24 protein-coding genes are annotated in these 24,649 nt (G+C 71.9%); 13 read left to right on the top strand and 11 right to left on the bottom strand.

Features of this window, described 5'->3' with window-relative positions; translation table 11 throughout:
- Positions 1-60: 60 nt before the first annotated feature.
- The 3 genes from ACQPXD_RS44075 to ACQPXD_RS44065 form a co-directional block, all read right to left on the bottom strand.
- Positions 61-495, bottom strand: a complete 435-nt coding sequence (locus ACQPXD_RS44075) for a hypothetical protein (protein ID WP_432829020.1) — start codon at positions 493-495, stop codon at positions 61-63.
- 46 nt (positions 496-541) lie between these two features.
- Entirely contained in the window at positions 542-1,132 is a 591-nt protein-coding gene (locus ACQPXD_RS44070; protein ID WP_432829018.1) for an RNA polymerase sigma factor, read from the bottom strand.
- 97 nt (positions 1,133-1,229) lie between these two features.
- Positions 1,230-2,399 carry a S8 family peptidase gene (locus ACQPXD_RS44065; RefSeq protein ID WP_432829016.1) on the bottom strand — a complete coding sequence of 390 codons (1,170 nt, stop codon included), beginning with the start codon at positions 2,397-2,399 and terminating at the stop codon, positions 1,230-1,232.
- A 106-nt stretch (positions 2,400-2,505) separates the two neighbouring features.
- Between ACQPXD_RS44065 and ACQPXD_RS44060 the strand changes: the two genes are divergently transcribed.
- The 3 genes from ACQPXD_RS44060 to ACQPXD_RS44050 all read left to right on the top strand — a co-directional run bounded on the left by ACQPXD_RS44060 (position 2,506) and on the right by ACQPXD_RS44050 (position 7,021).
- Entirely contained in the window at positions 2,506-5,082 is a 2,577-nt protein-coding gene (locus ACQPXD_RS44060) for an FHA domain-containing protein (protein WP_432829014.1), read from the top strand.
- Between the two features lie 924 nt (positions 5,083-6,006).
- A complete protein-coding gene (locus ACQPXD_RS44055; protein WP_432829012.1) occupies positions 6,007-6,741 on the top strand; it encodes a dienelactone hydrolase family protein in 735 nt (244 codons plus the stop codon).
- 1 nt (position 6,742) lies between these two features.
- Positions 6,743-7,021, top strand: coding sequence for a DUF6295 family protein (locus tag ACQPXD_RS44050; protein ID WP_432829010.1), 279 nt, complete (start codon positions 6,743-6,745; stop codon positions 7,019-7,021).
- Between the two features lie 42 nt (positions 7,022-7,063).
- Here ACQPXD_RS44050 and ACQPXD_RS44045 read toward each other — a convergent pair whose 3' ends face one another.
- A complete protein-coding gene (locus ACQPXD_RS44045) occupies positions 7,064-7,522 on the bottom strand; it encodes a MerR family transcriptional regulator (RefSeq protein WP_432829008.1) in 459 nt (152 codons plus the stop codon).
- Between the two features lie 112 nt (positions 7,523-7,634).
- Here ACQPXD_RS44045 and ACQPXD_RS44040 point away from each other — a divergent pair, with 112 nt between their 5' ends.
- The 3 genes from ACQPXD_RS44040 (at position 7,635) to ACQPXD_RS44030 (ending at position 11,373) form a co-directional block, all read left to right on the top strand.
- Positions 7,635-9,521: a propionyl-CoA synthetase gene (locus ACQPXD_RS44040; protein WP_432829007.1), complete on the top strand. Its 1,887-nt coding sequence runs from the start codon at positions 7,635-7,637 to the stop codon at positions 9,519-9,521.
- 63 nt (positions 9,522-9,584) lie between these two features.
- Complete coding sequence (locus ACQPXD_RS44035; RefSeq protein WP_432829005.1) at positions 9,585-10,160, top strand: ClpP family protease; 576 nt, start codon at positions 9,585-9,587, stop codon at positions 10,158-10,160.
- A gap of 22 nt (positions 10,161-10,182) precedes the next feature.
- The gene (locus ACQPXD_RS44030; protein ID WP_432829003.1) at positions 10,183-11,373 is read left to right on the top strand and encodes a serine hydrolase domain-containing protein; all 1,191 of its coding nucleotides are present in this window, start codon (positions 10,183-10,185) and stop codon (positions 11,371-11,373) included.
- Here the strand turns inward: ACQPXD_RS44030 and ACQPXD_RS44025 are convergent.
- Complete coding sequence (locus tag ACQPXD_RS44025) at positions 11,370-12,077, bottom strand: hypothetical protein (protein WP_432829001.1); 708 nt, start codon at positions 12,075-12,077, stop codon at positions 11,370-11,372. The genes ACQPXD_RS44030 and ACQPXD_RS44025 overlap by 4 nt on opposite strands.
- A gap of 245 nt (positions 12,078-12,322) precedes the next feature.
- Here ACQPXD_RS44025 and ACQPXD_RS44020 point away from each other — a divergent pair, with 245 nt between their 5' ends.
- A complete protein-coding gene (locus ACQPXD_RS44020; RefSeq protein ID WP_432828999.1) occupies positions 12,323-12,778 on the top strand; it encodes an STAS domain-containing protein in 456 nt (151 codons plus the stop codon).
- On the opposite strand, the gene ACQPXD_RS44015 is transcribed toward ACQPXD_RS44020, so the two are convergent.
- A complete protein-coding gene (locus tag ACQPXD_RS44015) occupies positions 12,723-13,391 on the bottom strand; it encodes a pentapeptide repeat-containing protein (protein WP_432828997.1) in 669 nt (222 codons plus the stop codon). The two genes, ACQPXD_RS44020 and ACQPXD_RS44015, sit on opposite strands and share 56 nt — an antisense overlap.
- A 139-nt stretch (positions 13,392-13,530) precedes the next feature.
- Between ACQPXD_RS44015 and ACQPXD_RS44010 the strand changes: the two genes are divergently transcribed.
- The 4 genes from ACQPXD_RS44010 to ACQPXD_RS43995 all read left to right on the top strand — a co-directional run bounded on the left by ACQPXD_RS44010 (position 13,531) and on the right by ACQPXD_RS43995 (position 16,725).
- Entirely contained in the window at positions 13,531-14,142 is a 612-nt protein-coding gene (locus ACQPXD_RS44010; RefSeq protein ID WP_432828995.1) for a TetR/AcrR family transcriptional regulator, read from the top strand.
- A gap of 105 nt (positions 14,143-14,247) precedes the next feature.
- Positions 14,248-15,039, top strand: coding sequence for a CAP domain-containing protein (locus ACQPXD_RS44005; RefSeq protein WP_432828993.1), 792 nt, complete (start codon positions 14,248-14,250; stop codon positions 15,037-15,039).
- A 160-nt stretch (positions 15,040-15,199) separates the two neighbouring features.
- Positions 15,200-16,060 carry a DUF4397 domain-containing protein gene (locus tag ACQPXD_RS44000; protein ID WP_432828991.1) on the top strand — a complete coding sequence of 287 codons (861 nt, stop codon included), beginning with the start codon at positions 15,200-15,202 and terminating at the stop codon, positions 16,058-16,060.
- A gap of 17 nt (positions 16,061-16,077) precedes the next feature.
- The gene (locus tag ACQPXD_RS43995) at positions 16,078-16,725 is read left to right on the top strand and encodes a class F sortase (protein WP_432828989.1); all 648 of its coding nucleotides are present in this window, start codon (positions 16,078-16,080) and stop codon (positions 16,723-16,725) included.
- Between the two features lie 479 nt (positions 16,726-17,204).
- Here ACQPXD_RS43995 and ACQPXD_RS43990 read toward each other — a convergent pair whose 3' ends face one another.
- Positions 17,205-17,636, bottom strand: a complete 432-nt coding sequence (locus ACQPXD_RS43990; RefSeq protein ID WP_033356715.1) for an SsgA family sporulation/cell division regulator — start codon at positions 17,634-17,636, stop codon at positions 17,205-17,207.
- Positions 17,637-18,312: 676 nt separating this feature from the next.
- On the opposite strand from ACQPXD_RS43990, the gene ACQPXD_RS43985 reads away from it, so the two are divergent.
- Both ACQPXD_RS43985 and ACQPXD_RS43980 read left to right on the top strand, forming a co-directional pair.
- A complete protein-coding gene (locus ACQPXD_RS43985; RefSeq protein ID WP_432828986.1) occupies positions 18,313-18,756 on the top strand; it encodes a PGPGW domain-containing protein in 444 nt (147 codons plus the stop codon).
- 335 nt (positions 18,757-19,091) lie between these two features.
- Complete coding sequence (locus ACQPXD_RS43980) at positions 19,092-19,448, top strand: histone-like nucleoid-structuring protein Lsr2 (RefSeq protein WP_432844178.1); 357 nt, start codon at positions 19,092-19,094, stop codon at positions 19,446-19,448.
- Positions 19,449-20,664: 1,216 nt separating this feature from the next.
- Here ACQPXD_RS43980 and ACQPXD_RS43975 read toward each other — a convergent pair.
- The 4 genes from ACQPXD_RS43975 to ACQPXD_RS43960 all read right to left on the bottom strand — a co-directional run bounded on the left by ACQPXD_RS43975 (position 20,665) and on the right by ACQPXD_RS43960 (position 24,648).
- Positions 20,665-21,087: an Hsp20/alpha crystallin family protein gene (locus ACQPXD_RS43975; protein ID WP_432828984.1), complete on the bottom strand. Its 423-nt coding sequence runs from the start codon at positions 21,085-21,087 to the stop codon at positions 20,665-20,667.
- 733 nt (positions 21,088-21,820) lie between these two features.
- Complete coding sequence (locus ACQPXD_RS43970; RefSeq protein ID WP_432828982.1) at positions 21,821-22,429, bottom strand: response regulator transcription factor; 609 nt, start codon at positions 22,427-22,429, stop codon at positions 21,821-21,823.
- Positions 22,430-22,805: 376 nt separating this feature from the next.
- Complete coding sequence (locus ACQPXD_RS43965; protein WP_432828980.1) at positions 22,806-23,897, bottom strand: sensor histidine kinase; 1,092 nt, start codon at positions 23,895-23,897, stop codon at positions 22,806-22,808.
- Positions 23,898-23,910: 13 nt separating this feature from the next.
- Complete coding sequence (locus ACQPXD_RS43960; protein WP_432828978.1) at positions 23,911-24,648, bottom strand: ABC transporter permease; 738 nt, start codon at positions 24,646-24,648, stop codon at positions 23,911-23,913.
- Position 24,649: the final 1 nt, after the last annotated feature.

The following is a 24,649-nucleotide window of genomic DNA, read 5'->3' as shown; positions in this document are numbered from 1 at the left end:
CGACGTCGCGGCACGTTTCTCGCACGGTACCGCGACCGCGCCGGAGCTTTGCGGCGATCTCTACAATTGCACCCATTCTGTCCGGACCGGCACGAATGCCCCGGCAACCGCCGGCTCGCACCGCAGCCGCACCGGCCCCGGCGCGACGTCGCCGACCCGGAACCGGCCCTCGGCGTCCGGCCGCGCCTCCAGCGAGCCGCCCGGCCACTCCACCACGACCCGGGCCGCGACCGCCGGGCTGAGCTCGCCGACCACGTCCAGCACGCCCCCGCGGGCGGTGACCCCCATGGTGATCGTGACCGGAGCGCCACCGAACGTCAGCATCCGCGGCCGCCCGCCCCGCACCGTGGTCAGCTCCTGCTCCAGGGAGTCGCGGACCAGCTCGGCGAGGGCCGCGTCGGGATCGCGCCAGGCGAGGCTCGCCCGCGCGGCGGCGAGGACGGCGGGTGGCACCGGGTCGCGCCGGCCGGCGATCTCACGCAATGAGCTCAGCACCTCTTCCTCCCCGATCATCGGGTCGGCCCAGCCCAGCGGCAGCGGGTCATATCGAAGCAGCCAATCGTCGGCGCAGCGTGCCCAGGCAGCGCTTGCGGGTCGGACCGATACTGCCGATCGGCACGTCGAGCGCGGCCGAGACCTCGGCGTAGCTCGGCGGCGGATCGGCGATGAGCACGCGCAGCAACTGCTGGCACTGGCCGGACAGCGCGCGGAACTCCTGCCAGAGCACGGCGTCGCGCTCGTCGCGCAGCACGCCGGCGTCCGGCTCGTCCTCGGCGGGGGCGAGGCCGATCTGGATCCCCAGGTGGCCGACGAAGTCGCCGGCCGCGCCCGCGGGCACGTCGCGGCCGCCCTTGCGCAGCAGCGCGATCGCCTCGCGCCGGGCGGTGGTGGCCAGCCACGAGCCGAGCTTGTCGGCCTCGCGGATGTCGTCGATGTGCTCGACGAGCCGCAGCCAGGTCGCCTGGCTCACGTCGGCGGCGTCGGTCTGGCCGAGCTGGAAGCTGCGCGCCACCGACCAGACGAGGTTGGCGAATTTGTCCACAATGGACTCCCACGCCGCCTGGTCGCCGTCGGCGGCGGCCCGCAGAAGTGCTGCGTTCGGGTGCTCACCGGGACTTTCGGGCTCGGCCATGGCTTCGAAGAGTAGCATCGTGACTGCGGGGCGACCGGGTGCGGCGACCAGCGCGCCGCACCCCATCACCCCCCTCCCCCCGGCGTAATACATGGCCCTACGCCACCCCCGCGTAGCGGCCGTACCGCAGGTGGGCCCCCCGGATGACCGCCTCCGCCGCGAGCCGGGCCGAGCCGGCCTCCCCCAGCGCATCGGCGATCATCGCTGCTACGAACGGCGCGGCGAACGAGGTACCACTCCACCGCGCCCAACCGTCGGGAAAGTCCTCGTGGTGCACGAACGTGCTCACCACCTCCGCACCCGGCGCGGCGAGCGTCACCCAGGCGCCGGTGTTGCTCCACTCGCAGACGCGCCGGCCGTCGTGGGCGGCGACCGCCACCACGCGCCGCCGCCACGGCGCGTTGGTCCCCGCGTAGGCGGCCGGCCAGAACGGCCGGTCGTGCTGGCCGTCGTTGCCGGCCGCCGCGACCACGACCCGGTCGCCGCTGCTCAGCAGCGCCCCCAGGGCGGCGGTGAGCAGCACCGGCGGCCGGTCGTCGAGCGTGTAGCCACCCAGCGACAGGTTGATGACCGGATCGTCGCCCGCCTGCTGGAGGGCCGCGACCAGGTCGCTCTCCCGGCACACCCCGTGCGGGCCGACGATCCGGACCAACCTCGGCCGCACCCGCCGGGACCGGCCGAGCATGACGCCCGCGACGAAGTTCGCGTGCGCGGCGTCGCCGTCGCGGATGCCGCCGTTGTCCACGTCGGCGTCGGACTCGTAGTCCTCGGTGACGTAGCGGTCCTTCGGCAGCGGACTGTTCAGCCAGACGCCCGAATCGAGCACGAGCACCCGAACCCCGTCGGTGCCGTCCGGCTCCGGCAGCCGGCCGGGCGCCGCGGGCCGGGGCGGTCCGTAGGGCCCGGCGTGCTCGAACGCCGTCGACCCGAACACGTGGTTGGGCCCGGCCGCCACGCGGGTGTCGCCGGCCGCCTCCGCCTGCACGCGCACGCGGCGGGCGGCGCGGGCGACGTCGAGACCGGCGAGGCGAACCCGGCGGAAGCCGTCCGGGACATCCCCCTCCTCCACGATGTCCCGGGCGGCGAGGCCCTGCTCGGCGAACGCCTGGCGCGCGGTGGCGAAGTGCTCGTCGAGCACCAGCAGCTCATCGGCGACGAAGCGCACCGGCGTGCCGTCCGCGCGGTCTTCGCGGCGCACCCACGGCAGGCCGGCCAAGCGCCGGGCGCGCCGCGAGCGCCACTCGTCCGTACGGGCGTCCGCCGCCATGGGTCTCCTCCTCACGTGGTCTCGACACACATGAGGGGCCGCGTCGGGTTCCTGATACAAAGACCCCCACTGTTTCTTGTCGTACCCCCACGGCATGATGAGGCGCGTGGCGAGCAGCGATCAGCAGACGGTCACCCGGGAGCTCACGGTGCTCCAGGTGACCAGCGGCGACAAGCAGGCGATCGTCCGGCCGGACGACACGGTGACCATCGGCCGCGACGCCGCCAACGACCTCATGGTCGAGGGCAACCTCATCTCCCGGCGGCACGCCGAGGTGATCTACAGCGACGACAGCTGGTTCCTGCGGGACCTCGACAGCCGCAACGGCACGTTCGTCAATGGGGAGAAGGCCGCGTTCATCGCCGCCACCGACGGCGGCGAGGTCCACCTCGGCGCCGCCGACGGCCCGGCGGTCACCTTCAAAGTGATCACGATCACCGAGCAGCTGCCGGTCGAGCCGGCGCCGCCGCGCGAGGCGACCCAGCACGAGTTCGGCGCCGCCCGCATCCGCATCGGCCGCGACCCGGGCAACGACATCGTGCTGAGCGACCTGCGCAGCTCACGCAACCACGCCGAGCTGCGCCGCACCGCCACCGGCTACGAGGTCGTCGACCTGGGCAGCCGCAACGGCACCTATCACAACGGCCAGCAGGTCACCCGCCAGGAGCTCAGCGCCGGCGACCTGATCTCGATCGGCAAGCACGAGTTCATCTTCGACGGCGCCAAGCTGCACGAGTTCGAGGACGCGGGCCCCTCCTCGCTCATCGCCGACGACCTCACCGTGCGGATCAAGGACGCGATCCTGCTCGACGACGTCAGCTTCGCCCTGGCCGAGGGCAGCCTGCTGGCCGTCATCGGCCCCTCCGGCTGCGGCAAGTCCACGCTGATCAAAGCGGTCGCCGGGCTGCGCCCCGCCACCCAGGGCCGGGTCCGCTACGACGGCCGCGACCTCTATGCCGACTACGCCGAGCTGCGCTACCGCATCGGCATGGTCCCGCAGGACGACGTGCTGCACCGCCAGCTCACCGTGCGCCGGGCGCTGCGCTTCGCCGCCGCCCTGCGCTTCGCCGACGACGTGCCCCGCAAGGAGCGCAGCGCCCGGGTCGCCGAGGTGCTCAAGACGCTCAACCTCACCGAGCGGGCCAAGATGCGCATCGACAGCCTCTCCGGCGGCCAGCGCAAGCGGGTCTCGGTCGCGCTGGAGCTGCTCACCGAGCCGTCGCTGCTCTTCCTTGACGAGCCGACCTCCGGGCTCGACCCCGCCCTCGACAAGGAGGTCATGGAGGAGCTGCGCGACCTGGCCGACAAGGGCCGCACCGTGGCCGTGGTCACGCACAACGTGATGCACCTCGACCTGGCGGATCGGGTCCTCGTGCTCACCGTCGGCGGCCGGATGGGGTATTTCGGGCCGCCCGGCGAGCTGCTGTCGTTCTTCGGCGCCGAGGACTACGCGGAGGTGTTCCGCGAGGTCACCAACAACGCCGCGCACTGGGTGGGCAAGTATCGCGGCTCCGAGCTCTACGCGCGCTACGTCACCGAGCAGATCGCCGAGGCGCCCCCGCCGAAGCCGGAGGCCCTCGAGCTGGCCTCCGCCTCCGCCTCCGTCCCCGCGCAGCGCCCCGCCCAGCGCCCAGCCCCGGCGGCGGCCGGTGTCCCGGGCGAGTCCACCGCCGAGCAGGCCATGCCCACGCGGCCGGTCGAAACCACGGAGTCCGCGACCGCCGAGCAGCGGCTGCCGGCCCGGCCGGACACCCCGGCTTCCGGCGGCTCGGCCCCCGCCGGCTCGGGCCCCGCCGCGTCGTCGCCCGCGGTCGGCCGTGCCCGGGTCCGGCTCGGCGGCGGCCTGCGCAGCCGGGCGCTGCACCCGGCCGCCCCGATCCGGCAGTTCCTCACGCTGTGCCTGCGGATGCTGTGGGTCATCGGCGCCGACCGCGGCCTGAGCGTGTTCATGATCGGCCTGCCGCTCGCCCTGGCCCTGCTCACCCGGACGGTGCCGGGCGAGAACGGCCTCGCGCCCGGCCTGCTGCGCTACAGCCTGGAGGCCCAGCGGCTGCTGGTCGTGCTGGCCGTCGGCGCCGCCTTCCTGGGCACCGCGGCGGCCATCCGCGAGCTGGTCAACGAGTCGACGATCTACAAGCGCGAGCGCGCCGTCGGCCTCTCCGCCGGCGCCTACCTCGCCTCGAAGGTGGTCGTCTTCGCCCTGATCATCATCATCCAGACGATCCTGTTCACCTGGCTCGCCCTGCTGGACAAGAAGCCGCCGAAGGACCCGCTGATCTTCGCCGATCACTGGCTGATCGAGATCATCATCCCGGTCGCGCTCATCGCCCTGGCCTCGATGGCGTTCGGCCTGCTGATCAGCGCCCTGGTGAAGACCACCGAGCAGACCACGCCGGTCCTCGTCGTCGCGGTGATGGCCCAGCTGGTGCTGTCCGGCGGCATGTTCGAGCTCCAGGGGCAAAACGTCCTGCAGCAGATCTCCTGGCTCTTCCCGACCCGCTGGGGCCTGGCCGCCGGCGGCTCGACGGTCGACCTGCAGTCGATGGTCCCCTTCAAGGACTCCTTGTGGGTCCACACCACGGGCGCCTGGTGGCGCTCGGTCCTCATCCTGATCCTGCAGATCGCCATCCTCGTCGGCCTGGCCCGCCTCGCCCTGCGCCGCTCGGAGCCCGGCCGCCAGTAACCCCGCCTCGCGGCGCGGGCCAGCTCAGTCCCCCCGCCGCGGACGCCGCCCCACCCCGCCGGCGCGGTGCCCTTCGAGCCCCGCCCGCCAGCGTGGTGTTTGTTCGGGTCGCGTCCGCCGGCGTGGTGCTCTTGGGCGGCGTCCGTCGGGGTGGTGTTGTTCGGGTCGCGCCCATCGGCGTGGTGTGAGGCCGGCGCCTGATCGTGCTGGTTGACGTCGGGCGGCCGCTGGCGGTCGCTGTGTGCCGGGCGTGGATGGCCACCGGCGGGGGCATGGCCGGCGTATGCGTTGGAGCGTGGACCCGGCGGTGGTGGGGCCGGGTGGCGGTGGGGCCGGGTGGCGGTGGGGCCGGGCGGCGGTGGGGCCGGGTGCGGGCTTCGTGGACGGGCGGTGGCGGTCATCGGCGCCGGCCCCGAGGCGGCACGGGGCGGCGGACGGTGCGGATGCCGCATCCGTCGGGTGCATCATCCGGTCTGCACGGCCCAGGGCGGACGTATGTCTCCGTGATCATGATGTGCGCGGTGGCCGCGCTACGGGTTTGTCATGATCTCGGAGACTTGTGGTACACGGGGGTACATCAGCACTCCGTGATCATGAAAAACCGTTGGTGCCGGTGGCGGGTTCGGCATGATCGCGGAGACATTTGGTCGCTGCGCCGTGGTCCGCGGCGTGCAGCGTGCGTCAGGCGCCAGCGCACGGGCGGGGCAGCGCCGCTGGACCGTCTGCCGCGGCACCTCAACCGTCGCGACCGATCGGTGGCCCACCTCGCGCACCGCGCCGGCGGGCGTGGTGGTGGCGGGGGTCGGTGTGGTGAACCGGTGGGCCGGTGGTGGGGTAGTCCTACCCGGGTTTAGCGGTGATCGCGCCGGGGATATTGTTTGCCCGGCTAAGGAAAAAGTGCCGCGAGCAACGACGGAGAAGACGATGTCAGACGCTATCCGGGCCGAGACCGTGTTCATCGGTGACGAGCAGATTCAGGCATATCAGGCCCGCCCGCTCGACCCCGGGCCGTTCCCCGGGGTCGTGCTGATCCACCACCTGCCCGGGTGGGACGAGGCCAACAAGGAGATGGTCCGCAAGTTCGCCGCGCACGGGTACTCGGCGATCTGCCCCAACCTGTTCTGGCGCGAGGCCCCGAATGCCTCGCCCGACGACGCCTCGGCCTTCGTGCGCGGCCAGGGCGGCGTCCCCGACGAGCAGGTCATCAAGGACGTCGCCACCGCGGCCGCCGCGCTGCGGGCGCTCGACAACGCCAACGGCAAAGTCGGCGCGATCGGCCACTGCTCCGGCGGCCGCCAGACGCTGCTGGTCTCCACGGCGGTCGACCTCGACGCCGCGGTGGACTGCTACGGCGCGTTCGCGCTGGAGGCCCCGCCGTCCGGGTCGGGCCTGAACTTCACGCCGATCAAGGATCGCCTGCCCGACGTGCGCTGCCCGGTCCTGGGCCTCTTCGGCGACGACGACAAGTTCCCGGCGCCGGATGAGGTCGGCCGGCTGGCCGAGTTGATGGCCCAGCACGGCAAGAGCTTCGAGTACCACAGCTACGAGGGGGCCGGCCACGCGTTCTTCGCCGTCGACCGCCCGTCCTACCGCCCGCAGGCCGCCGTGGACGGCTGGCAGCGGGTCTTCGCGTTCTTCGGCAAGCACCTGGCGGCCTGATATGTGCACGTACGACACGGAAATCACGGATCTCGAGGGCAGCGGCAAGGGCCCGGACGGCTGGTTCGAGCTGACCCGCGCGGCGGTCTACGTCGACCACCCGCAGCACGCCCCGTTCGCCCACACGGTGAACATCGACTTCGCCAACCCGTCCCAGGGCCCGTCGGCGCGGGTGGCGGTGGAGCTGACCGAGGAGGCCGCCCTGGCCCTGGTGGCCGCGATCCAGCGCGCCCTGGCCAACGCCCCGGCCGGCCTGGCCAGCGCGAACGCTCCCGTGTAGGGACCTGACCGATGGGGCCGTGTGAAAAAACGGCCCCATCGGCTAGGCGGCGCGAGCGGCCTTCGCCAGCGGCGCCACCAGCGGGGTGATGATGTCCGTCAGGCGCCCGCTCGCCTCGGCCTCCGCCTCGGTGTCGCCGCGGTGCCGGGCGTCCCACACCGCCGCCTTCACCCGCAGGTAGGACAGGCGGGCCTGCTGGGCGACCATCTCGGCCTCGATGTGCTCGGCGTGGCGCAGCAGCAGGTCCCGCTGCTCGGCCGCCGCCGCCCGGCCGCGCTTACGGTTGGCCAGGTAGGCGCGCATCTCCTCGATGCCGACGCCGACCGCGCGCAGGCAGGTCAGCACCTCGATCGCGTTGAGGTCGTCGGTGCCGTAGCGGCGGTGCCCGCTGCGCTGGTCCCGGGCGATCGGGCCGATCAGGCCGACCTCCTCGTAATACCGCAGCGTCGGCTCGCTCAGCCCGCAGTACCGGGAGACCTCCTGGATGGTCAAGGTCGTCATACCTCCAGCCAACCAGACTTCAAGCGCTTGAAGTCAAGGAACCGGAAACTCATTTCCGGGTTGTTTCGCGGGGGATCTACCGCGGCCGGGCGGGGCGGAGCAGGATCGGGGGATGGGCGCGTACCGTGACACCTACCGGCGGAGTCTCGACGACCCGGAGTGGTTCTGGCGGGACGCCGCCTCGGGTGTGGCGTGGGACCGGATCCCCATCCGGGTGCTCGACCGCGACCGGCCGCCGTTCTTCCGGTGGTTTCCCGACGCCGAGCTCAACACCTGCTACAACGCGCTCGACCGGCACGTCGCCGGCGGCCGGGGCGAGGCCCTCGCGCTGGTCTACGACAGCCCCGTCACCGGGACCGTCCGGCGGTACACCTACCGCGAGCTGCTCGACGAGGTCGCGCTGTTCGCCGGGGCGCTGCGCAACCTCGGCGTCGGCAAGGGCGACCGGGTCGTCGTGTACATGGCCATGGTGCCCGAGGCCGTCGTCGCCATGCTGGCCTGCGCGCGGATCGGGGCCGTCCACTCGGTCGTGTTCGGGGGCTTCGGGCCCAAGGAGCTCGCCGCCCGGATCGACGACGCCAAGCCCAAGGTGATCATCGCCACGTCGTGCGGCATCGAGCCGAGCCGTGTCGTGGAGTACAAACCCCTCCTCGACGCCGCCCTCGACGAGGCCACGCACCGGCCCGAGCACTGCGTGATCCTGCAGCGCGAACAGCGCACCGCCGGGCTGCGGGCCGGCGAGCTGACCTGGGAGCAGGCGCTGGAAGGGGCGGCGCCCGCCGGGTGCGTGCCGGTCGAGGCCACCGACCCGCTGTATGTCCTCTACACCTCCGGCACGACCGGGCGGCCGAAGGGCATCGTGCGGGACAACGGCGGGCACGCGGTCGCGCTCACCTGGTCGATGGCCAACCTCTTCGGCTGCGGGGCCGGCGACGTGTTCTGGGCCGCCTCCGACGTCGGGTGGGTGGTCGGCCACTCCTACATCGTCTACGCGCCGCTGTTCGCCGGCGCGACGACCGTGCTCTACGAGGGCAAGCCGGTCGGCACCCCGGACGCGGGCGCGTTCTGGCGGGTCATCGCCGAGCACGGGGTAAACGTGCTGTTCACCGCGCCGACCGCGATCCGGGCGATCCGCAAGGAGGACCCGCGGGGCGAGCTGATCGACCGGGACCGCCTCAAGTCGCTGCGGACGCTGTTCCTGGCCGGGGAGCGGCTGGACCCGGAGACCTACGCGTGGGCGGGGGAGCGGCTCGGCGTGCCGGTGGTGGACAACTGGTGGCAGACCGAGACCGGGTGGCCGATCGCGGCGAGCCCGCGCGGACTGGAGGAGCTGCCGACCAAGCCGGGTTCGCCGTCGGTACCCGTGCCGGGCTTCGACGTGCGGGTGCTGTTGCCGGACGGCTCGGACGCGCCCACCGGCACCGAGGGGCCGATCGTCATCCGGCTGCCGCTGCCGCCCGGGTGCCTGCCCACGCTGTGGGGCGACGACGAGCGGTATGTCGCCTCCTATCTCAGCGCGTTCCCCGGCCACTACCTGACCGGCGACGGCGGGCGGTTCGACGAGGACGGGTACCTCTTCGTCATGGGCCGCACCGACGACGTCATCAACGTCGCCGGGCACCGGCTGTCGACCGGGGCGATGGAGGAGGTCCTGGCCGCCCACCCGGCGGTCGCCGAGTGCGCCGTCATTGGGGTCGACGACGCGCTCAAGGGGCAGGTGCCGCGCGGGTTCGTGGTGCTCAAGGCCGGTGTCACCGAGGCCGCCGAGACGATCGCCGGCGAGCTGGTGCAGCTGGTGCGCGACCGGATCGGCGCGGTGGCCAGCCTGCGCAGCGTGGAGGTGGTGGCGGCGCTGCCGAAGACCCGGTCGGGCAAGATCCTGCGCCGGACCATGCGCGGCATCGCGGCCGGGCGCGACGAGCCGGTCCCGTCGACGATCGAGGACCCGGCCGTGCTCGACGCGCTCACGCCGGTGCTGCGCAACGAGCTGCCACGCTGAGAGCGAACACGCTCACGGCGAACGGGGGGTCTCAGGAGGGGTCCGCCGCCATACCGTCGAGGCATGGCTGACCTTGACATCCCCTTCGACAGCGCCGTCTTCGAGCGGCTCCTCTCCAAACGCATCATCGTGCTGGGCACCGAGGTCAACGAGGAGAGCGCCAACCGCATCTGCGGCCAGCTGATCCTGCTCGCCGCCGAGGACTCCGACAAGGACATCAGCTTCTGGATCAACTCGCCGGGCGGGGCCGTGCACGCCGGCCTGGCCATCTACGACACCATGAAGTTCATCCGCAACGACGTGTCGACCGTGGTCATGGGCATGGCCGCCTCGATGGGCCAGTTCCTGTTGAGCGCCGGTACTCCGGGCAAGCGTTACGCCCTGCCGCACTCCCGGGTCATGATGCACCAGCCGTCCGGCGGCATCGGCGGCACGGCGGCCGACATCGCGATCCAGGCCGAGCAGATGCTCTTCACCAAGAAGACGATCCAGCGGCTCATCGCCGAGCACACCGGCCAGACGAACGAGCAGATCGAGGAGGACTCCGACCGCGACCGCTGGTTCACCGCGCCCGAGGCGGTGGAGTACGGCTTCGTCGACCGCGTCGTGCAGGGCGCCGACCAGCTCGCCCTTTCCTAGCCGGACGATCTACCCTGCCGATGTGAGCAACGACGGTTTCGACGCGGGGCGGCTGGCCCGCCTGGATGCCCATTTCGCGCGGTACGTCGACGACGGCCGTCTCGCCGGTTGGCAGCTGATGATCGCGCGGGACGGCCGGGTCGTGCACAGCAGCGTCCACGGCCACCGCGACGCCGAGGCGGCCCTGCCGGTCGAGCCCGACACGCTGTGGCGGATCTACTCGATGACCAAGCCGATCACCTCGGTCGCCGCGATGCTGCTGTGGGAGGAGGGCCGCTTCGAGCTGACCGACCCGATCAGCCGGTGGCTGCCCGAGTTCGCCGAGCCGCGGGTGTACGACAAGGGCTCCTCCAGCCAGCCCTTCACCGTCCCGGCGGTGGAGCCCATCCGTGTATGGCACCTGCTCACCCACACGTCCGGGCTGACGTACGGCTTCCTCAACACCTCGGTCGTCGACGCGCTCTACCGCAAGGCGGGCTACGACATCTACCCGAAGGAGGGCGTCGACCTCGCCGAGACCTCCCGCGACTACGCGGCGCTGCCGCTGCTGTTCCAGCCGGGCACCGCCTGGGGCTACGGGGTGAGCACCGACGTGCTCGGCCGGCTCGTGGAGGTGATCGCCGGGGTGCCGTTCACCGAGTTCGTGAACACCCGGATCCTGCAGCCGCTGGGCATGAGCGACACCGTCTGGTCGGTGGAGCCGGACGAGCCCAGGCTGGCGGCGTTGTACGTCCCGGGCCCGGACGGCCGGCGGGTGCGCTTCGACCCGATCGGCAAGTACGCCTACGAGGAGCCGAAGGCGCCGTCCGGCGGCGGCGGGCTGATCTCCACCGCCGCCGACTACCAGCGGTTCATGACCATGCTGCTGCGCGGCGGCGACGGCCTGCTCGCCCCGCGCACGGTCGGCTTCATGACCCGCAATCACCTGCCCGGCGACGTCGACCTGTCAGCGCTGCAGACCGGCGGGTTCGCCGAGACCACCTTCGAGGGCATCGGCTTCGGCCTGGGCTTCGCCGTGGTCCGCGACCCGGTGCCGGCCCGGGTGTTCAGCACCCCGGGCACGTACTACTGGGGCGGCGCGGCGAGCACGGCCTTCTGGATCGACCCCGCCGAGCGGCTCACCGTCGGGTTCTACACCCAGCTGATGCCGTCCAGCACGTACCCGCTGCGCCCGCAGCTGCGTCAGCTGATCTACAGCGCCCTCATCGACTAGATGAAGGTCAGGTTGCCGCCGCCGGTCACCACGTGCACCTTGTGCACCGAGCCGGCGTCGGCCTTGACCGTGCCGGTCTGCTTGCCGCCGTCGAGCTCGGCCTGCAGCGCGTAGCCGTCGCTGGTCAGCCGCAGGTTCACGTTGCCGCCGCCGCTGTCGATGTCGATCCGGTCCGGCGCCTGGGTGACCTTCAGGTCGACCGGGCCGCCGCCGGTGCGGGCGGTGAGCTCCGGCGGGGCCAGCCCGTCGCCGGACAGCACGCCACCGTCGGACTGCACGTCGATGATGCCGGTGAGCGCGGTCAGCGTGATCATCCCGCCCGAGCTGTCCAGCCGCGCGGTCAGCGTCGAGGGCATCTCGACCTCGTAGGAGATCGAGCAGTCGTTGTTCTTGCAGCCGGTCGAGGCCAGCACGAGCTCGCCGCCGTCGAGGCTCTGCTGGCGGCCGGGTTTGTCGCTCTTGTACCGCTGAATCTCCGTCACCTTGATCGTCGGCCCGCTGCCGGCCTTGATCGTGATCGCGCCGCCCTCGCTGTCCACCTCGACGACGCTGACGTCGTCCTTGACCTCGTACGAGCTGGTGGCGGTCTGCTCGGACGCGTTGTCGCCCGGGGCCGGCGGCGCGGTCGAGGGGGAGCTGCTGCACGCGCCGAGGGCCAGCAGGGCAACGGCGGGGGTGAGCACCCGCAAAGGCAGTGACTTCACGGCGGACAGCTTCGCACGCGGATTCCCGCGGCCGTGCGTAGGGTCGCACCCTTGGTTCGGCTTCCCGCGGTCGTGCGTAGGGTCGCATCCTCGGTTCGGCTTCCCGCGGCCGTGCGCAGGGTCGCACCCTCGGTTCGGCGGAGTGGATCGGCGGATGTCGACCCCGGCACGGCTGAACGGCCCCGCCGGGGGTCGGCCGATGGACGGCTGACGCTCGACGCTCCCGCTCGGTACCGTCGTCACCGATGAGTGCGGTCGTGCTGGCCCTGCACGGGCTGCTGGTGGACGGGACGGTGGCGACGATCGAGCCGGTGCTCGCCGGGCTCCTGGTCGCCGACGAGCCCCGGCTGGTGCTCGACGTCTCCCAGGTGACGGTGTGCGACACCACCGGCGCGGCGCTGCTGGTCAGCGTCGCCGGCACGGCCCGCGAGCGCGGCGGCGAGCTGCGCCTGGCCGCGCCGTCGCCGGCGATCCGCTCGTGGCTGCACGTGGCGGCCGGGATGAGCGCGATCGCCACGTTCGCCACGGTCGAGGGCGCCGTCGACGCCGACCCGCGCGACCTGCTGGGCACGGCCCAGCCGCTGGCCGCCTGCGTCGACGAGCCGCCGGGCCGGCCCGTGTCGCGCGGCCGGCCGCGCTGGCGGGTCAACCCTTCGGGCCGCGCACGATCACGCCGAGGTCCCGCATCACCGCGTCGGTGAGCCCGGGCAGCTGAGCCGGCTCGATCGTGACCCCGCGCAGGCTGCTCATCCCGCTGACCTCCGACAGCTGGTTGCCGCGCAGGTCGGCCCCGCGCAGGTCGCAGCTCTCGAACGACATCTGGCGCAGCCGGCAGCCCTGCATCGCCGCGTACGGCAGCACGCAGTCGCGCAGGTTGGTGTTGACCAGCACGCAGCCGACGAACCCGGTCGGCCCGGCCGTGCTCACGTCGTCGAGGGAGGCGCCGTCGAGCCGGCACCCCTCGAACAGCACGTCGGACAGCCGCGTCTCGGCCAGGTTGGCCCACGTGAGCTTGCAGTTGACGAAATGCACCCGTTCGAGGGTGAGTCCGGTCAGCCGCGCGGCCGTGAAGTCGACCTTCTCGAACCGGCAGCCGCTGACCGCCACGTCCTCCCACACGACGCCGTTGAGGTCGAGGTTCTCCAGGTGGGAGCGGCGCAGCCGGGCGTCGATGAGGGTGGTGCGGATGGCGCGGCCGGTCTGCACGTGCGCCTCGTTGAGGTTTCCACCCCAGGGCGCGCTGACCGGCTCGAGCTCGCCCGGGTTGAAGACCGGCAGCTCGATGTCGATGTCGTGCACGGTGCGCAATGCCACGTACCTCACCGTAAAGGGTCGCGCCTCCGGGCGGCACGTAGGCTTCGTCTCGTGAACGAAGTCGTGGCGCGGCCGCGGGTCGTAGGCTTCGCTTCGTGCACGAGGTGAGGGTCCGGCCCCGGGTCGTAGGCTTCGTCTCGTGAACGAAGTGGAGGTCCGGTCGCGGGTCGACGGGCGGACCCTGCGGGCCGAGCGGACCCGGCAGGCCATCACCGACGCGCACCTCGCGCTGCTGGAGGAGGGCGACCTGCGCCCCACCGCCGAGCGCATCGCCGAGCGGGCCGGGGTGTCGCTGCGCGCCCTGTGGAGCAACTTCAAGGACACCGAAGGCCTGTTCGCGGCGGCCGGGGAGCGGCTCATGCAGCGGCAGCTGGCCGAGTTCCGGGCGGTCCCGCCGCAGCTGCCGCTGCCGGAGCGGATCGAGCGGTACTGCGCTCAGCGCGCCCGGATGCTGGAGATCATTGCCCCGGCCACCCGCGCCGCCCGCATCCGCGAACCGTTCTCGCCCCAATTGCGCAAGAACCGGCAGTGGTACCTCGACGTCGACCGCCAGGAGATCGAGACCCTGTTCGCCGCCGAGCTCGCCGGCGCCGGCCCAAACCGCGGCGAGATCCTCGACGCGCTCAGCGCGGCCGCGACCTTCTCCGGCTGGTCGGTGTGGCGCGACGATCTGGGGCTGGACGTGCCGGCCGCGACCGCGGTGCTCCGCCGCGTGGTGAGCGCGCTGCTGCCGCCCGTAGCATCGGCATAAGTTTCGCTTATTCCGTCGTTAAATCGGCTTTCCTGCGTGCGTCGCGCGACTATCGCCTTCTAGTGTCTGTGACGGCGACGACGAGACGCGCTCATGGAGGACCCGGTGTCAGCGTTCGGTGACGGCTATCCGGACCGGTACGACCCGTATGGCTCTTCCGCGTATCCGGGCGTCGACGACCCGCAGTCCCACCGGCGCGGTTCCCGGATGCTGCTCGTGGCGGCGATCGGCGCGCTCGCCCTGATCGTGGTCGGTGCCATCGCCTTCGCCGGCTCGCTGGTCATGACCCGCACGTCGACGCCCGCGCCGCAGTCCAACAACATCGCCGGCGCCGTGTCGAGCGACCCGTCCGGCGCGCCCGGCGGCCCGTCCGCGGAGCCGCCCTCCGCCCCGGCCGAAAATGCCACCGCCTCCGCGAGCCCGGCGCCGACCGCCGCCGCGACCACGCCCGCGACCCGCAAGACGACCCCGGCCGGGAAGCCGAAGACGACCGCCCCGCAGGCCGGCGGCAACACCGCCTATGAGGCCCAGGTCCTCGCCATCGTCAACACCGAACGGGCCAAGGCGGGCTGCCAGCCCCTGGCCTTCAACGCGAAGCTGCGCGCCGCCGCCTACAAGCACTCGGCCGACATGGCGACCCGCAACTACTTCTCGCACGACACCCCGGACGGCGTCTCCTTCGCGACCCGGATCACCAACGAGGGGTACCGCTGGTCGATGGCGGCGGAGAACATCGCCAAGGGGCAGCGCACCCCCGAGGACGTCATGAAGGCGTGGATGAACAGCTCCGGGCACCGTGCCAACATCCTCAACTGCAAGCTCAAGGACCTGGGCGTGGGCCTGGCCTACCAGGGCAAGAGCCCCATCTGGACGCAGGACTTCGGCACCCTGATGTAGGGGTGGCCGGCGGAGGCATCGACCGGTACCGACGGGTAGTTTGTCTCACCCGTCCGGTGGTTGCGCCGTGGCGCAGCGTTGGGCCTACTTAGTGGGCCCGTGCGGATTACTTATGCTCCTCCCCGCGGGTACATAGAACCCACAGCAGGGGGGTACCAACGTGTTCGCTGCTCCGCACCGGCGGCTCGCGGCGTTGGCCGCCGCGGCGCTGCTCGGCCTGGGCCTGACGACGGTGGACGCGTCGCCGGCCGCGGCGGCCGGGGTCGGCTATGTCCGCCTCGCCCACCTTTCGCCGGACACGCCGGCGGTCGACGTCTATCTGAGCTCCGTCACCGGCGCCATCCCGCAGCAGAAGTTCGACGCCGTCGGCTACGGGACCGTTTCGAAGTACCTGGCGCTGCCGCCCGGTACCTACGCGGTGTCGATGCGCAAGCAGGGCGACCCGGCCTCGGCCGCCCCGGTGCTGAGCACCCAGGCCACCATCGAGGAGGGCAAGGCCTACACGGTCGCCGGCACCGGCAAGTTCGCCGACCTGGGCCTGCGCGTCATCGTCGACGACCTCGGCCTGCCCGACTCCGGCAAGGCGAAGGTGCGCGTCATTCAGGCCTCGGTCAAGGAGCCGATCCTCGACGTCGCCGTCGCCGGCGGGTCGAAGATCGCCTCCGGCGTGCAGTTCGCGACCACCACCGGCTACGAGACGGTCGACCCCGGCCGCTGGACGCTGCGGCTCACCCAGCCCAGCTCGACGGGGGCCGCGACGACGGTGACCGCGCCGCTCAAGGCCGGTGCGGTGTACTCGCTGATCATCCTCGACGGCACCGGCGGCCTGACCGCGCAGCTGCGCACCGACGCCGCGGCCGGCGGGGTGCCCGAGGGCGGCGTCGACACCGGCGGGGGTGGCACGGCCGGGCGCGGCGGGACGAGCCCGCTGCTGCCGATCACCGGCGGGGTCGCGGTGGCGGTGCTGGCGGTGGCCGGCGGGCTGCTCTGGCGCCGGGCCCGGGTCCGGGCGGCGGCCTAGTTCGCAGGCTGCACCTCATGGCCGGTTCGGCGCGGGTGGTCAGACATCGGCGGCGGCGGGGCCGCACGCTTGCCCTGATCGGGTGCGTGCTGGCCCTCGCCGCGCCGGTGTACGTCGGGGCGGCCGTGCTCGTCGGGCGCCGGGTCGACATCGACGCCGGCCGGGCGACGTGGATCGTGCCGCACCGCATCGACCTCGCCGACCTGGCCGGCCCCGACCCGGCGGGCGAGGCGCCGCCGACCCGGCTGCGGATCGCCGCCCTCGGCGTCGACACGCCGCTGGAGGACCTGGAGATGGGCGGCTCCGGGGCGCTGGCCAGCCCGAAGGAGTACGGGGAGGCGGGCTGGTTCGCCGGCGGCACCGTGCCCGGCGACCCTGGGCCGGCCGTGCTCGCCGGCCACGTGGACTCGAAGACCGGGCCGGCGGTGTTCTACCGGCTGCACGAGCTCAAGCCCGGCGACACCGTGTCGGTGCTGCGCGGTTCGGGCTGGCTCACCTTCCGGGTGACGGCGAGCGAGCACTACGCGAAGGCGCAGTTTCCCAGCGCCAAGGTCTACGGCCCTACGCCGGTGCCGGAGCTTCGGCTGATCACGTGCGGTGGCAGCTTCGATCAGAGCCGGCATTCGTACCGCGACAATCTGGTCGTCTACGCGGTGCTCGTTTGATCTCGTGGTTGAGCGCTTTGGAGCCGGTGTGCCATTCGCGGCCGGCGTGGCAGGTGCGCTCGCGATGAGTGCTTTGCGGCTGGCGTGCCAGGCGCGCTTGCGGTAAGGGCTTTGGGGTCGGTGTGCCAGGTCGCCTCGCGGCGATAGGCGCGACACGGCTCCAGCCGAACGGTATTCCGTGAAGGCAGTGTGGTGAGGCCCGGGGACACACAGCACACCGACTCCATGAACAGTAGCGCGCCGCTCACGGCTCGTCCTGCGTTCCGGCGATGGGAGAAATCACAGCCCCGATGGGATTACCTGGGCCGTTACGGCGTCGGGCGCCACGCTCGGACCTGGATCCTCGCGGCTGGCGGGTCGCGTGGAGGATCGGTCGTTGCGTGGCGCCCGGTGTCGCCCGTCCTGGTGGTGGGGTGGCGCTTTGGTTTGACTGCTGTCGGGCTTGGGTTTGACTGCTGTCGGGCCGCGCCGGGCCGGGGTCAGCGCCCGGCGAGCAGCCGATTCACGGCATTGTCGACATCGAGGTGGTCGGTCTCGTGCCCACGTGGTACCACGCTGTAGGTGCGGCGCAGGAAGCGCACCAGCACGCTGCGCGGCACCTCGAACAGTGCGTTGCCGTCCGGCGAGGACAGCGCCAGGGCGACGAAGTCCCCGCGCGGCCCGTTCCACGGCCAGACCCGCACGTCGCCGATGCCCGCCGGCTCATCCAGCCCGGTGAACAGCAACTCGCGGGCGAACGACCAGCTCACCGGCTCGCCCCCGGCCGACTCGGCGTGGAAGAGCACGTGGACGGCGTACGGGTCGTTCGGGTCGTAGCGCAGGCTGGCTCGCACCGGCAGCGCGGTCGCGTCGGGCGCGACGAGTCGTAGGGATGTCTCGACCTCGACGGTCGATGGTCGGATAGCGCTCATGTCGTACTCCCCCCGGCACCGCGCGGAGCATCCTGTGTTCCTGCCCCGCCTCTCCTATGTTGAGGCGATTCCCAGTGTTACGCGTAGTGATTCTACGATCTCACTCTGTAGTGTTTCTGGGCCCGATTTGCCGTCAACCGAACATCCTGCGTGCGATGTCCAGTTTTCTGGGCGCATCCGGTGTCCTTGGCGCGACGTGTGGGCCGTACGCCAATTCATTCCGGTAACGTCCAGTGGTCCATGGGAGTGACGGGTTATCGAGTGATGGGAACGAGAATTGCGCGGCAGTGAGGCGGACGGGTCCGGCGTTACGCCTGATTCCGGGCGTTCCGCCGCCCGCGAGGGTGACTCTCGGCGTGTCGCTGCCGCTCCGGATTCCTCCTCTCAGCCCGGTTTTAGTGGTGATGCTGGGCATTCGTCCGATAATGTCCGGAATTCTTCGCCCACGGACGCTTCGCCGCGGCTTCCGCTGTACGTGGACCCTTCGGTCGCTTTGCTCCGTCCTTTGCCTTTGCCCCAGGCCTCCCAGCCCGACGCTTCCGTTTTGCCCGAGGCCTCTGAGGCTGACGCTGCCGTTTCGCCGCAGGCATCCCGGCCTGACGCTGCCGTTTTGCCCCAGGGCTCCCGGCCTGACGCTGCCGTTTCGCCGCAGGACTCTCGGCCCGACGCTTCCGTTTTGCCCCAGGTCAAGGCTTTGCGTTCGCCGGAGGCCGGTGCTTCGGGGTCGGTCAGTCCGGGTTCGCGGCTCGATGCGTGGCGGGCGCGGGCCGAGCGGGTGCGGGATGCGGCCCTGCGGCTGCGCGGGCGCGCCTACGCGACCCCGCTGGGCCGCCTCGGCGTGAAGATCGCGGTCGCCGTCACCGGCGCGCTGATCATCGCCATCGGCATCGTGCTGCTGCCGCTGCCCGGCCCCGGCTGGGTGATCATCCTGGCCGGCCTGGCGTTGCTGGCTATGGAGTTCGTGTGGGCCCGGCGACTGCTGCACTTCACCCGCGAACAGCTGTTGCGCTGGACCCGACTCGTGCGCGAGGGCTCGTGGCTGGTGCGGATCGTCTCCGTCGGCGGCCTGCTCCTGCTGGTCGGTGGGGCGCTGCTGCTGTCGCTGCGGATGCTCGCCTGACTCCACATCTGCGATCTTCTGGATCGCCGGGGTGAGTTCTCCCCATCCGGCCCGGGTGGCTCTCTAGCCGCGTGATCGCACCCGGATATCTGGCCGTTGCCTTTACCGATCGTGTGCGTTTCGTGTTGTATGCGTTTCGTGACATGCTGATTTCGGTACCCGGCGCGCGAAAGCGCTACCGTAGAGGTATTCTCGCCCGAGTCCCGGCGTAGCATGTCGGCAAGTATCTTGTTTGCATCCGAATGATACGGCCGGTGCACTCAGTGCCGAGGTTCCGGATCGGTTCCGTATGCATCGGTTCTGTACACCTGGGTACCACCGAGGAAAGGCCACTCATGGCAAAACGCGTCATCCACGAGCTGATCGATGACATCGACGGCAAGCCCGCCGCCGAGAGCATCGTGTTCGCGCTCGACGGCGTGCAGTACGAGATCGACCTGTCCGCGGCCAACGCAGCGAAGCTGCGCGACGCAGTGGCCCCCTTCGTCGCCGCCGCGACGAAGATCGGCCGCGGTGGAGTGGTCGCGACTTCGCGCGGCCGCGAGGCCCGCGGGCGCACGGTGACCCGCGGCGATCGCGACCAGAACCGCGCGATTCGCGAATGGGCCCAGGCGAAGGGCATCGACGTGTCCGACCGGGGCCGCATCAAGCAGGACATCGTCGACCGCTACCACGCCGAGGCGGGTCGCTGATCCATCCGGTTTGCGGTTGACCGCCGCCCGGCGGATTCCGTTCACCGCCCGTTTCCGGCGGAGTTCACCGCCACTCACGGGTGGCGTTGACCCGCTATGTCGGGTGGCGTTGACCCGCCATCTCGGGCGTGTCCGCCGCCCTCTCGGGTGGGTGTCCGCCGCTCTCGGGCGGCGCGCACCCGCCGCTGCACGGCGCTGTTCGCGGACCACTGCGTTGCGGTGTTCGCCTGCAGTTACGTGACGGAGCTCATCCGCCGGTGCACGGCGGTCCTTGCCGGCCGAGCCGCCGCCGAGACCCTTGTTGGTCGCGGCGGCGGCTCGTTTTCGCGGCCGCATGTTCTGCCCCGCGGCTTGTCGACTCCTTGTCGACTCCGCCGCCGCATGTTCGGCGGTTGGCTTGTAACGGCAGCTTGTCGTCCACCGCTTGTTCTTATGCGGGTTTTACGATCACGTCGGGGCCCGTCGCTTGTCGGTTCTCCTTCTCCGGTCACCTTGTCCGATCACCTGCGATCGACTTGACCGCCCCTGATCGGCCCTGGACCGGCAGCGCATTCCCGCCGAGCACCGTTTCGCGACCCCGAGGATGCGCCGAAAGCCTACGGCCACACGTCCCATCGGCTGCGGAAATGCCCCCGCATTTATATGCCGGGGTGCAACGGTTTGTGCCCGATCCCGCCGCGCTTTGCGTCGCCCCGACCGCCGGCGCCGCGCATCCGGGGCCTTTGCGTCGCCCATGCGCGGCACCTTTGCCCGGCCCGGCGAACCCGCTTTGCCCCTTGCCTTTGCCCCGGATCTTGCCGCACTTTCCCGTCCGCCGGGACACCACCGCCGCACACTTTGCTTTGCCGCCGTCAGGCCCCCGCAATGTCTACCGAAACGGTCCGGTTTTCGGCACTCCGCACTCGCCTTCGGCCAGCCATTGCCTGCGGCCCCCGCCCCGCCTGGAACCCACCTCGAAGCGACCACCGATCGCCGGTCGGCATGCCATTTCGCACAAGCAATTTCGATACATGATCACGCCGGGCGCTCCGAGAATAACCCACCGTGCCGACGTCGATCGATTGAGAATGCCTGGCAGAAACGCGACGGGCCGTGCCCCGCGGTTCGGGTTGGCGCGGCCGCGTCGGTCCGTTGTCGTTGCGCAGAGGTTCTGCCTCCCGCTAACGCGACGGGCCGCGCCCCGGTTCGGGGGCGCGGCCCGTTCGGGTCCGTGTCGTTACGCGGTGGCCAGCTCGCGCTGGGTGGTGCTGATCTCGATCTTCCGCGGCCGGGCCTTCTCGATCACCGGAATGCTCACCGTGAGCACGCCGGCGTCGTAGCTGGCCGCGAGGCGCTCGGTGTCGAGGCTGTCGCCCAGGACCAGGCGGCGGGTGATGGTGCCGGTCGGACGCTCGGTGATGACGCGGCGAACGCCCTCACGCTCGGTGCGGGTGCGCTCGGCGCGCACGGTCAGCACGTTGCGGTCGACGGTCGCGTCGATCGTGGCCGGGTCCACCCCGGGCAGGTCGATCTCGACGAAGAACGTGTCCCCGTCGCGGTACGCGTCCAGCGGCGCCCCGGCCCCCGGCCGAACGGCGTTCCCGCCGAAGAACTGGTCGAACGCGTCAAAGCTCCGGAACGGTGCGGTACGCAGCAGCATGATGGTCAGTCCCTCCAAGGTTGAGCCCGTGTCGCTCAACTCCTACAACCGGAAGCCCGCCCGCACCCTTCCACTCTCCCCCGTGACCTGCGTCACCAAGACTCAACTCTCGCCTAGCGTGTAGCGACAACTACAAGGTATTTCGGACAATCGGTCCGATCTGTGCATAAGCGACGCGACACGGAAGTCGGCGCGCCGCCCATCGGGCACGTGAGCTGTCGACTGCAGCCGGAGCGAACGAATCTCTCCGTGATCATGCCCGTCCCGCCAGCGCACGGCGGGTTTCTCATGATCGCGGAACCTTAAGGTATCTATGAGTACATCGACCTTCCACGATCATGGAAAACACGTGGTGCGGGCGGCGGGACGGGCATGATCGCGGAGAGTTCTGGTCGTAACGCCCAGCCCTGCGACGCCCTAACGGGCTGTCTTGCGCGGGCGAAGATGGGGCGTCGACGCGACGCGGCGCGGGCTGTCCGGCGTGGGGCCGGGGCGGCCTCGCGGGCGGGCAGCGCGGGGTGAGGCAGCGCAGGGCGAGCGGTCTCGCGCCGGGCGGGGCGGGGCGGTCTCGCGCGAGGCGGGGCCGTGCGGGGCCGTGCGGGGTGGGGCCGTGCGGGGTGGGGCCGTGCGAGGCGGGGCCGTGCGAGGCGGGGCCGTGCGGGGTGGGGCCGTGCGGGGTGGGGCTGAACGGGAAGGCGACCGTGTTCGCCGAGTCGGTTGGGGTCGGCGCCGGTCAGAGCCAGCCGTTGGACTGGGCTACGCCGACGGCCTCGATGCGGTTGCGGGTGCCGGTCTTGGTGATCGCGGCCGACAGGTAGTTGCGGACGGTGCTCTCCGACAGGTGTAGTCGCGCCGCGATGTCGGCGACCGTTGAGCCGTCGGCCGCCTGGCGGAGCACGTCGCGCTCGCGGTCGGTGAGCGGGTCGGGGCCGACCGCCAAGGCGGCCGCGGCCAGTGCCGGGTCGACGACCCGCTCGCCGCCGATCACCCGGCGCACGGCCGCTGCCAGGGACTCGACCGGGCCGTCCTTGACCATGAAGCCGCTGGCCCCTGCCTCCATGGCTCGCCGCAGGTATCCGGGCCGCCCGAATGTGGTCAGGATCAGCACCCGGCACCCGGGGAGCCGCCGCCGCAACTCCACCGTCGCGCTGATCCCGTCGCCGCCCGGCATCTCGATGTCGAGCAGCGCCACGTCGGGCCGCACCTCCAGCGCCGTCGGCACGATCTGGTCGCCGGAGCCCACCTGCGCGACCACCTCGAGATCGGGCTCGAGGTCGAGCAGCAGGGCCAATGCCCCGCGCATCATGCCCTGGTCTTCGGCGAGCAGCACCCGGATGGTCACGCCCCCACCTCACCAACCGCGATGCCGCCGACAAGGACCCTCGCCGCCCCGCGATCGGCCGGCGAGACGTGAGCCAGGCCGACGGGAGGAGAGACGGGAGGAGCGATGGGCCGCGGTGTGCCGACCGCGTGAATGCCGGCCGCCCAGGCGCCTCGCGCGGCCGGAGGGTGGCGCCGCGATCGGGCGGCGGCCGCGGCGTGCGCCGGTCGCGGCGGGTGGGCTCGGTCCGGTGAGCCGGCGGCGCATCGTGAGCGCCCGCGGGCCGACATGTCGGCCGGGTGCCGTGCGCTCCCCCCGGCGGAGCGCGGCCGGATGCCGGGGCGGGGTGGGCAGGCGGGGTGTGGTGGGCGGGCGGCGTGGGGTGGGGGAGTGCGGGTCATATCGGGAGCCTTGCGGTCAGGGTGAAGCCGCCGTCTGGGTGCGGGCCGGTTTCCAGCGTGCCGCCGGCGGCGGTGAGGCGCTCGGTCAGGCCGCGTAGGCCGTTGCCGTGGGGCGGGGGTGGGGCTGCGGGGGCGAAGTCGCCGTCGTCGGTGACGGCCAGGTGGGCGGTGCCGTCGGTGGTGGTCAGGGCGATCCGGCAGCGGCTCGCGCCGCTGTGGCGGACCACGTTGGTGGTGGCCTCGCGCAGGACCCAGGCCAGCAGGCGGTCGGCGGGGTCGGGGAGTGGGTCGGCGGTGCGCAGGACGTCGGCGGTGATGCCGGCCGCGGACAGGGCACCCTTGGCGCGGGTGAGCTCGGCGGTGAGGCCGGACTCGCGGTATCCGGTCACGGCCTCCCTGATCTCCACCAGCGCCCGGCGGCCGACCTGCTCGATGTCGGCGGCCTGGGCGGCCGCCGCGGACGGGTCGCGCTCGGCCAGGCGGCGCACCGCCTCGGCCTTGACCACGATCACCGACAGGGTGTGGCCGAGCAGGTCGTGCAGGTCGCGGGAGAACCGCAGCCGCTCCTCGGCGACCGCGGCCTCCGCGAGGGCCTCCCGGGTGCGGTGCAGCTCGCCGATCAGCCGGCTCATCTGCCGCACCGAGCCGACCAGCAGCGAGGACAGGATCGTGCCGACGAAGACGCTGCCGGCCGTCCACGGCCCGGCGCGGTGCACCAGGGCGGCGACGGGGATGGTGGCGAGCGTCCCGAGCAGGACCAGCGCGGCGGTGACCGGGCGCTCCTCGCCGGCGAACACCGCCATGCCGCAGACGGAGACGAAGAGCAGCAGGACGAGCCAGTGCTCGCCGTAGGCGAACGTCAGGGCCAGGCCCAGCGCCGCCACCACGCCGAACAAGGACTGCCGGTATCGCGGCGGGCCGGCGGCGTCGAAGCCGGCCGCCGCGGCGAAGACATAGATCAGCTCGAAGGCGACCAGGCCCGCCACCGCGAGCCCGGAGGTGGCCGCGCTCAACGGCTCCAGCAGCGGGAACGTCCAGACCGCGGTCCAGACCATGCCCGCGATCGACGGTCGCAGGCGGCGGGTCACGGCGTCCACCCTTTCACAGCGCCGCGACGCTGCGGACGGACCGGCGGAACCCCAGCACCGCGAGGGCCGCGAACGCGACCAGCCACACCGCGAGCGTCACCACGTCTCCGGTGCTCGGCGCGCCGCCGAAGGCCACCCGCCACGACATGTCGGCATAGGCGTGGGTCGGCAGGAGCCGCCCGACCGCGGCCACCCAGCCGGGCAGCAGGTCGAGCGGGAGCCAGAGACCGCCGACGATGGAGAACCCGAGGTACACCAGGAAATTCAGCGGCTGCACTGTCTGGCTGGTGGCGAGATAGCCCAGCGCCAGCCCGAGCAGCGCGAACGGCAGCGCGCCCAGCCAGAGCAGCGGCAGGATGGCCAGCCACTGCCAGGGCCGCAGCTGCACCCCGTTGATCAGCACGGCGGCGCCGCACAGCGCGAGCACCGGCAGCAGCGCCGCGGCCATCCCGGCCAGGCCCTTGCCCAGCACCACCTTGACCGGCGGGAGCGGGGTCAGCCGCAGCTGGCGCAGCCAGCCGATGGAGCGGTCGATGACGAGGCCGGAGGCGTAGTTGAGCAGCGCGCCGATCGCGCCGTAGCCGGCCATGGAGACCATCGTGTAAGTCGCGGCGACGCTCTTGTCCTGGCCGGTGATCGTGGTGATGTTGGTGAACAGCAGATAGCTCATCAGCGGCATGAGCACCGTGAAGATCAGCAGCCCGGGCATGCGGGCGAGCCGGCGCAGCTCCAGGCGGAGGTAGGGCAGCACG

The sequence above is a fragment of the Dactylosporangium sp. CA-092794 genome (assembly GCF_050948465.1).
In the GTDB taxonomy this organism is placed as follows: Bacteria; Actinomycetota; Actinomycetes; order Mycobacteriales; family Micromonosporaceae; genus Dactylosporangium.
The sequence above is the reverse complement of the archived record's forward strand: the minus strand, read 5'-3'. Positions and strand labels throughout refer to the sequence as shown.

Bases quoted from the DNA above. Each gene is read 5' to 3' on its own strand.
- ACQPXD_RS44070 (WP_432829018.1), bottom strand. From the start codon at position 1,132: ATGGCCGAGCCCGAAAGTCCCGGTGAGCACCCGAACGCAGCACTTCTG.
- ACQPXD_RS44065 (WP_432829016.1), bottom strand. From the start codon at position 2,399: ATGGCGGCGGACGCCCGTACGGACGAGTGGCGCTCGCGGCGCGCCCGG.
- ACQPXD_RS44055 (WP_432829012.1), top strand. From the start codon at position 6,007: ATGTCAGACGCTATCCGGGCCGAGACCGTGTTCATCGGTGACGAGCAG.
- ACQPXD_RS44050 (WP_432829010.1), top strand. From the start codon at position 6,743: ATGTGCACGTACGACACGGAAATCACGGATCTCGAGGGCAGCGGCAAG.
- ACQPXD_RS44045 (WP_432829008.1), bottom strand. From the start codon at position 7,522: ATGACGACCTTGACCATCCAGGAGGTCTCCCGGTACTGCGGGCTGAGC.
- ACQPXD_RS44040 (WP_432829007.1), top strand. From the start codon at position 7,635: ATGGGCGCGTACCGTGACACCTACCGGCGGAGTCTCGACGACCCGGAG.
- ACQPXD_RS44035 (WP_432829005.1), top strand. From the start codon at position 9,585: ATGGCTGACCTTGACATCCCCTTCGACAGCGCCGTCTTCGAGCGGCTC.
- ACQPXD_RS44020 (WP_432828999.1), top strand. From the start codon at position 12,323: ATGAGTGCGGTCGTGCTGGCCCTGCACGGGCTGCTGGTGGACGGGACG.
- ACQPXD_RS43995 (WP_432828989.1), top strand. From the start codon at position 16,078: ATGGCCGGTTCGGCGCGGGTGGTCAGACATCGGCGGCGGCGGGGCCGC.
- ACQPXD_RS43990 (WP_033356715.1), bottom strand. From the start codon at position 17,636: ATGAGCGCTATCCGACCATCGACCGTCGAGGTCGAGACATCCCTACGA.
- ACQPXD_RS43980 (WP_432844178.1), top strand. From the start codon at position 19,092: ATGGCAAAACGCGTCATCCACGAGCTGATCGATGACATCGACGGCAAG.
- ACQPXD_RS43975 (WP_432828984.1), bottom strand. From the start codon at position 21,087: ATGCTGCTGCGTACCGCACCGTTCCGGAGCTTTGACGCGTTCGACCAG.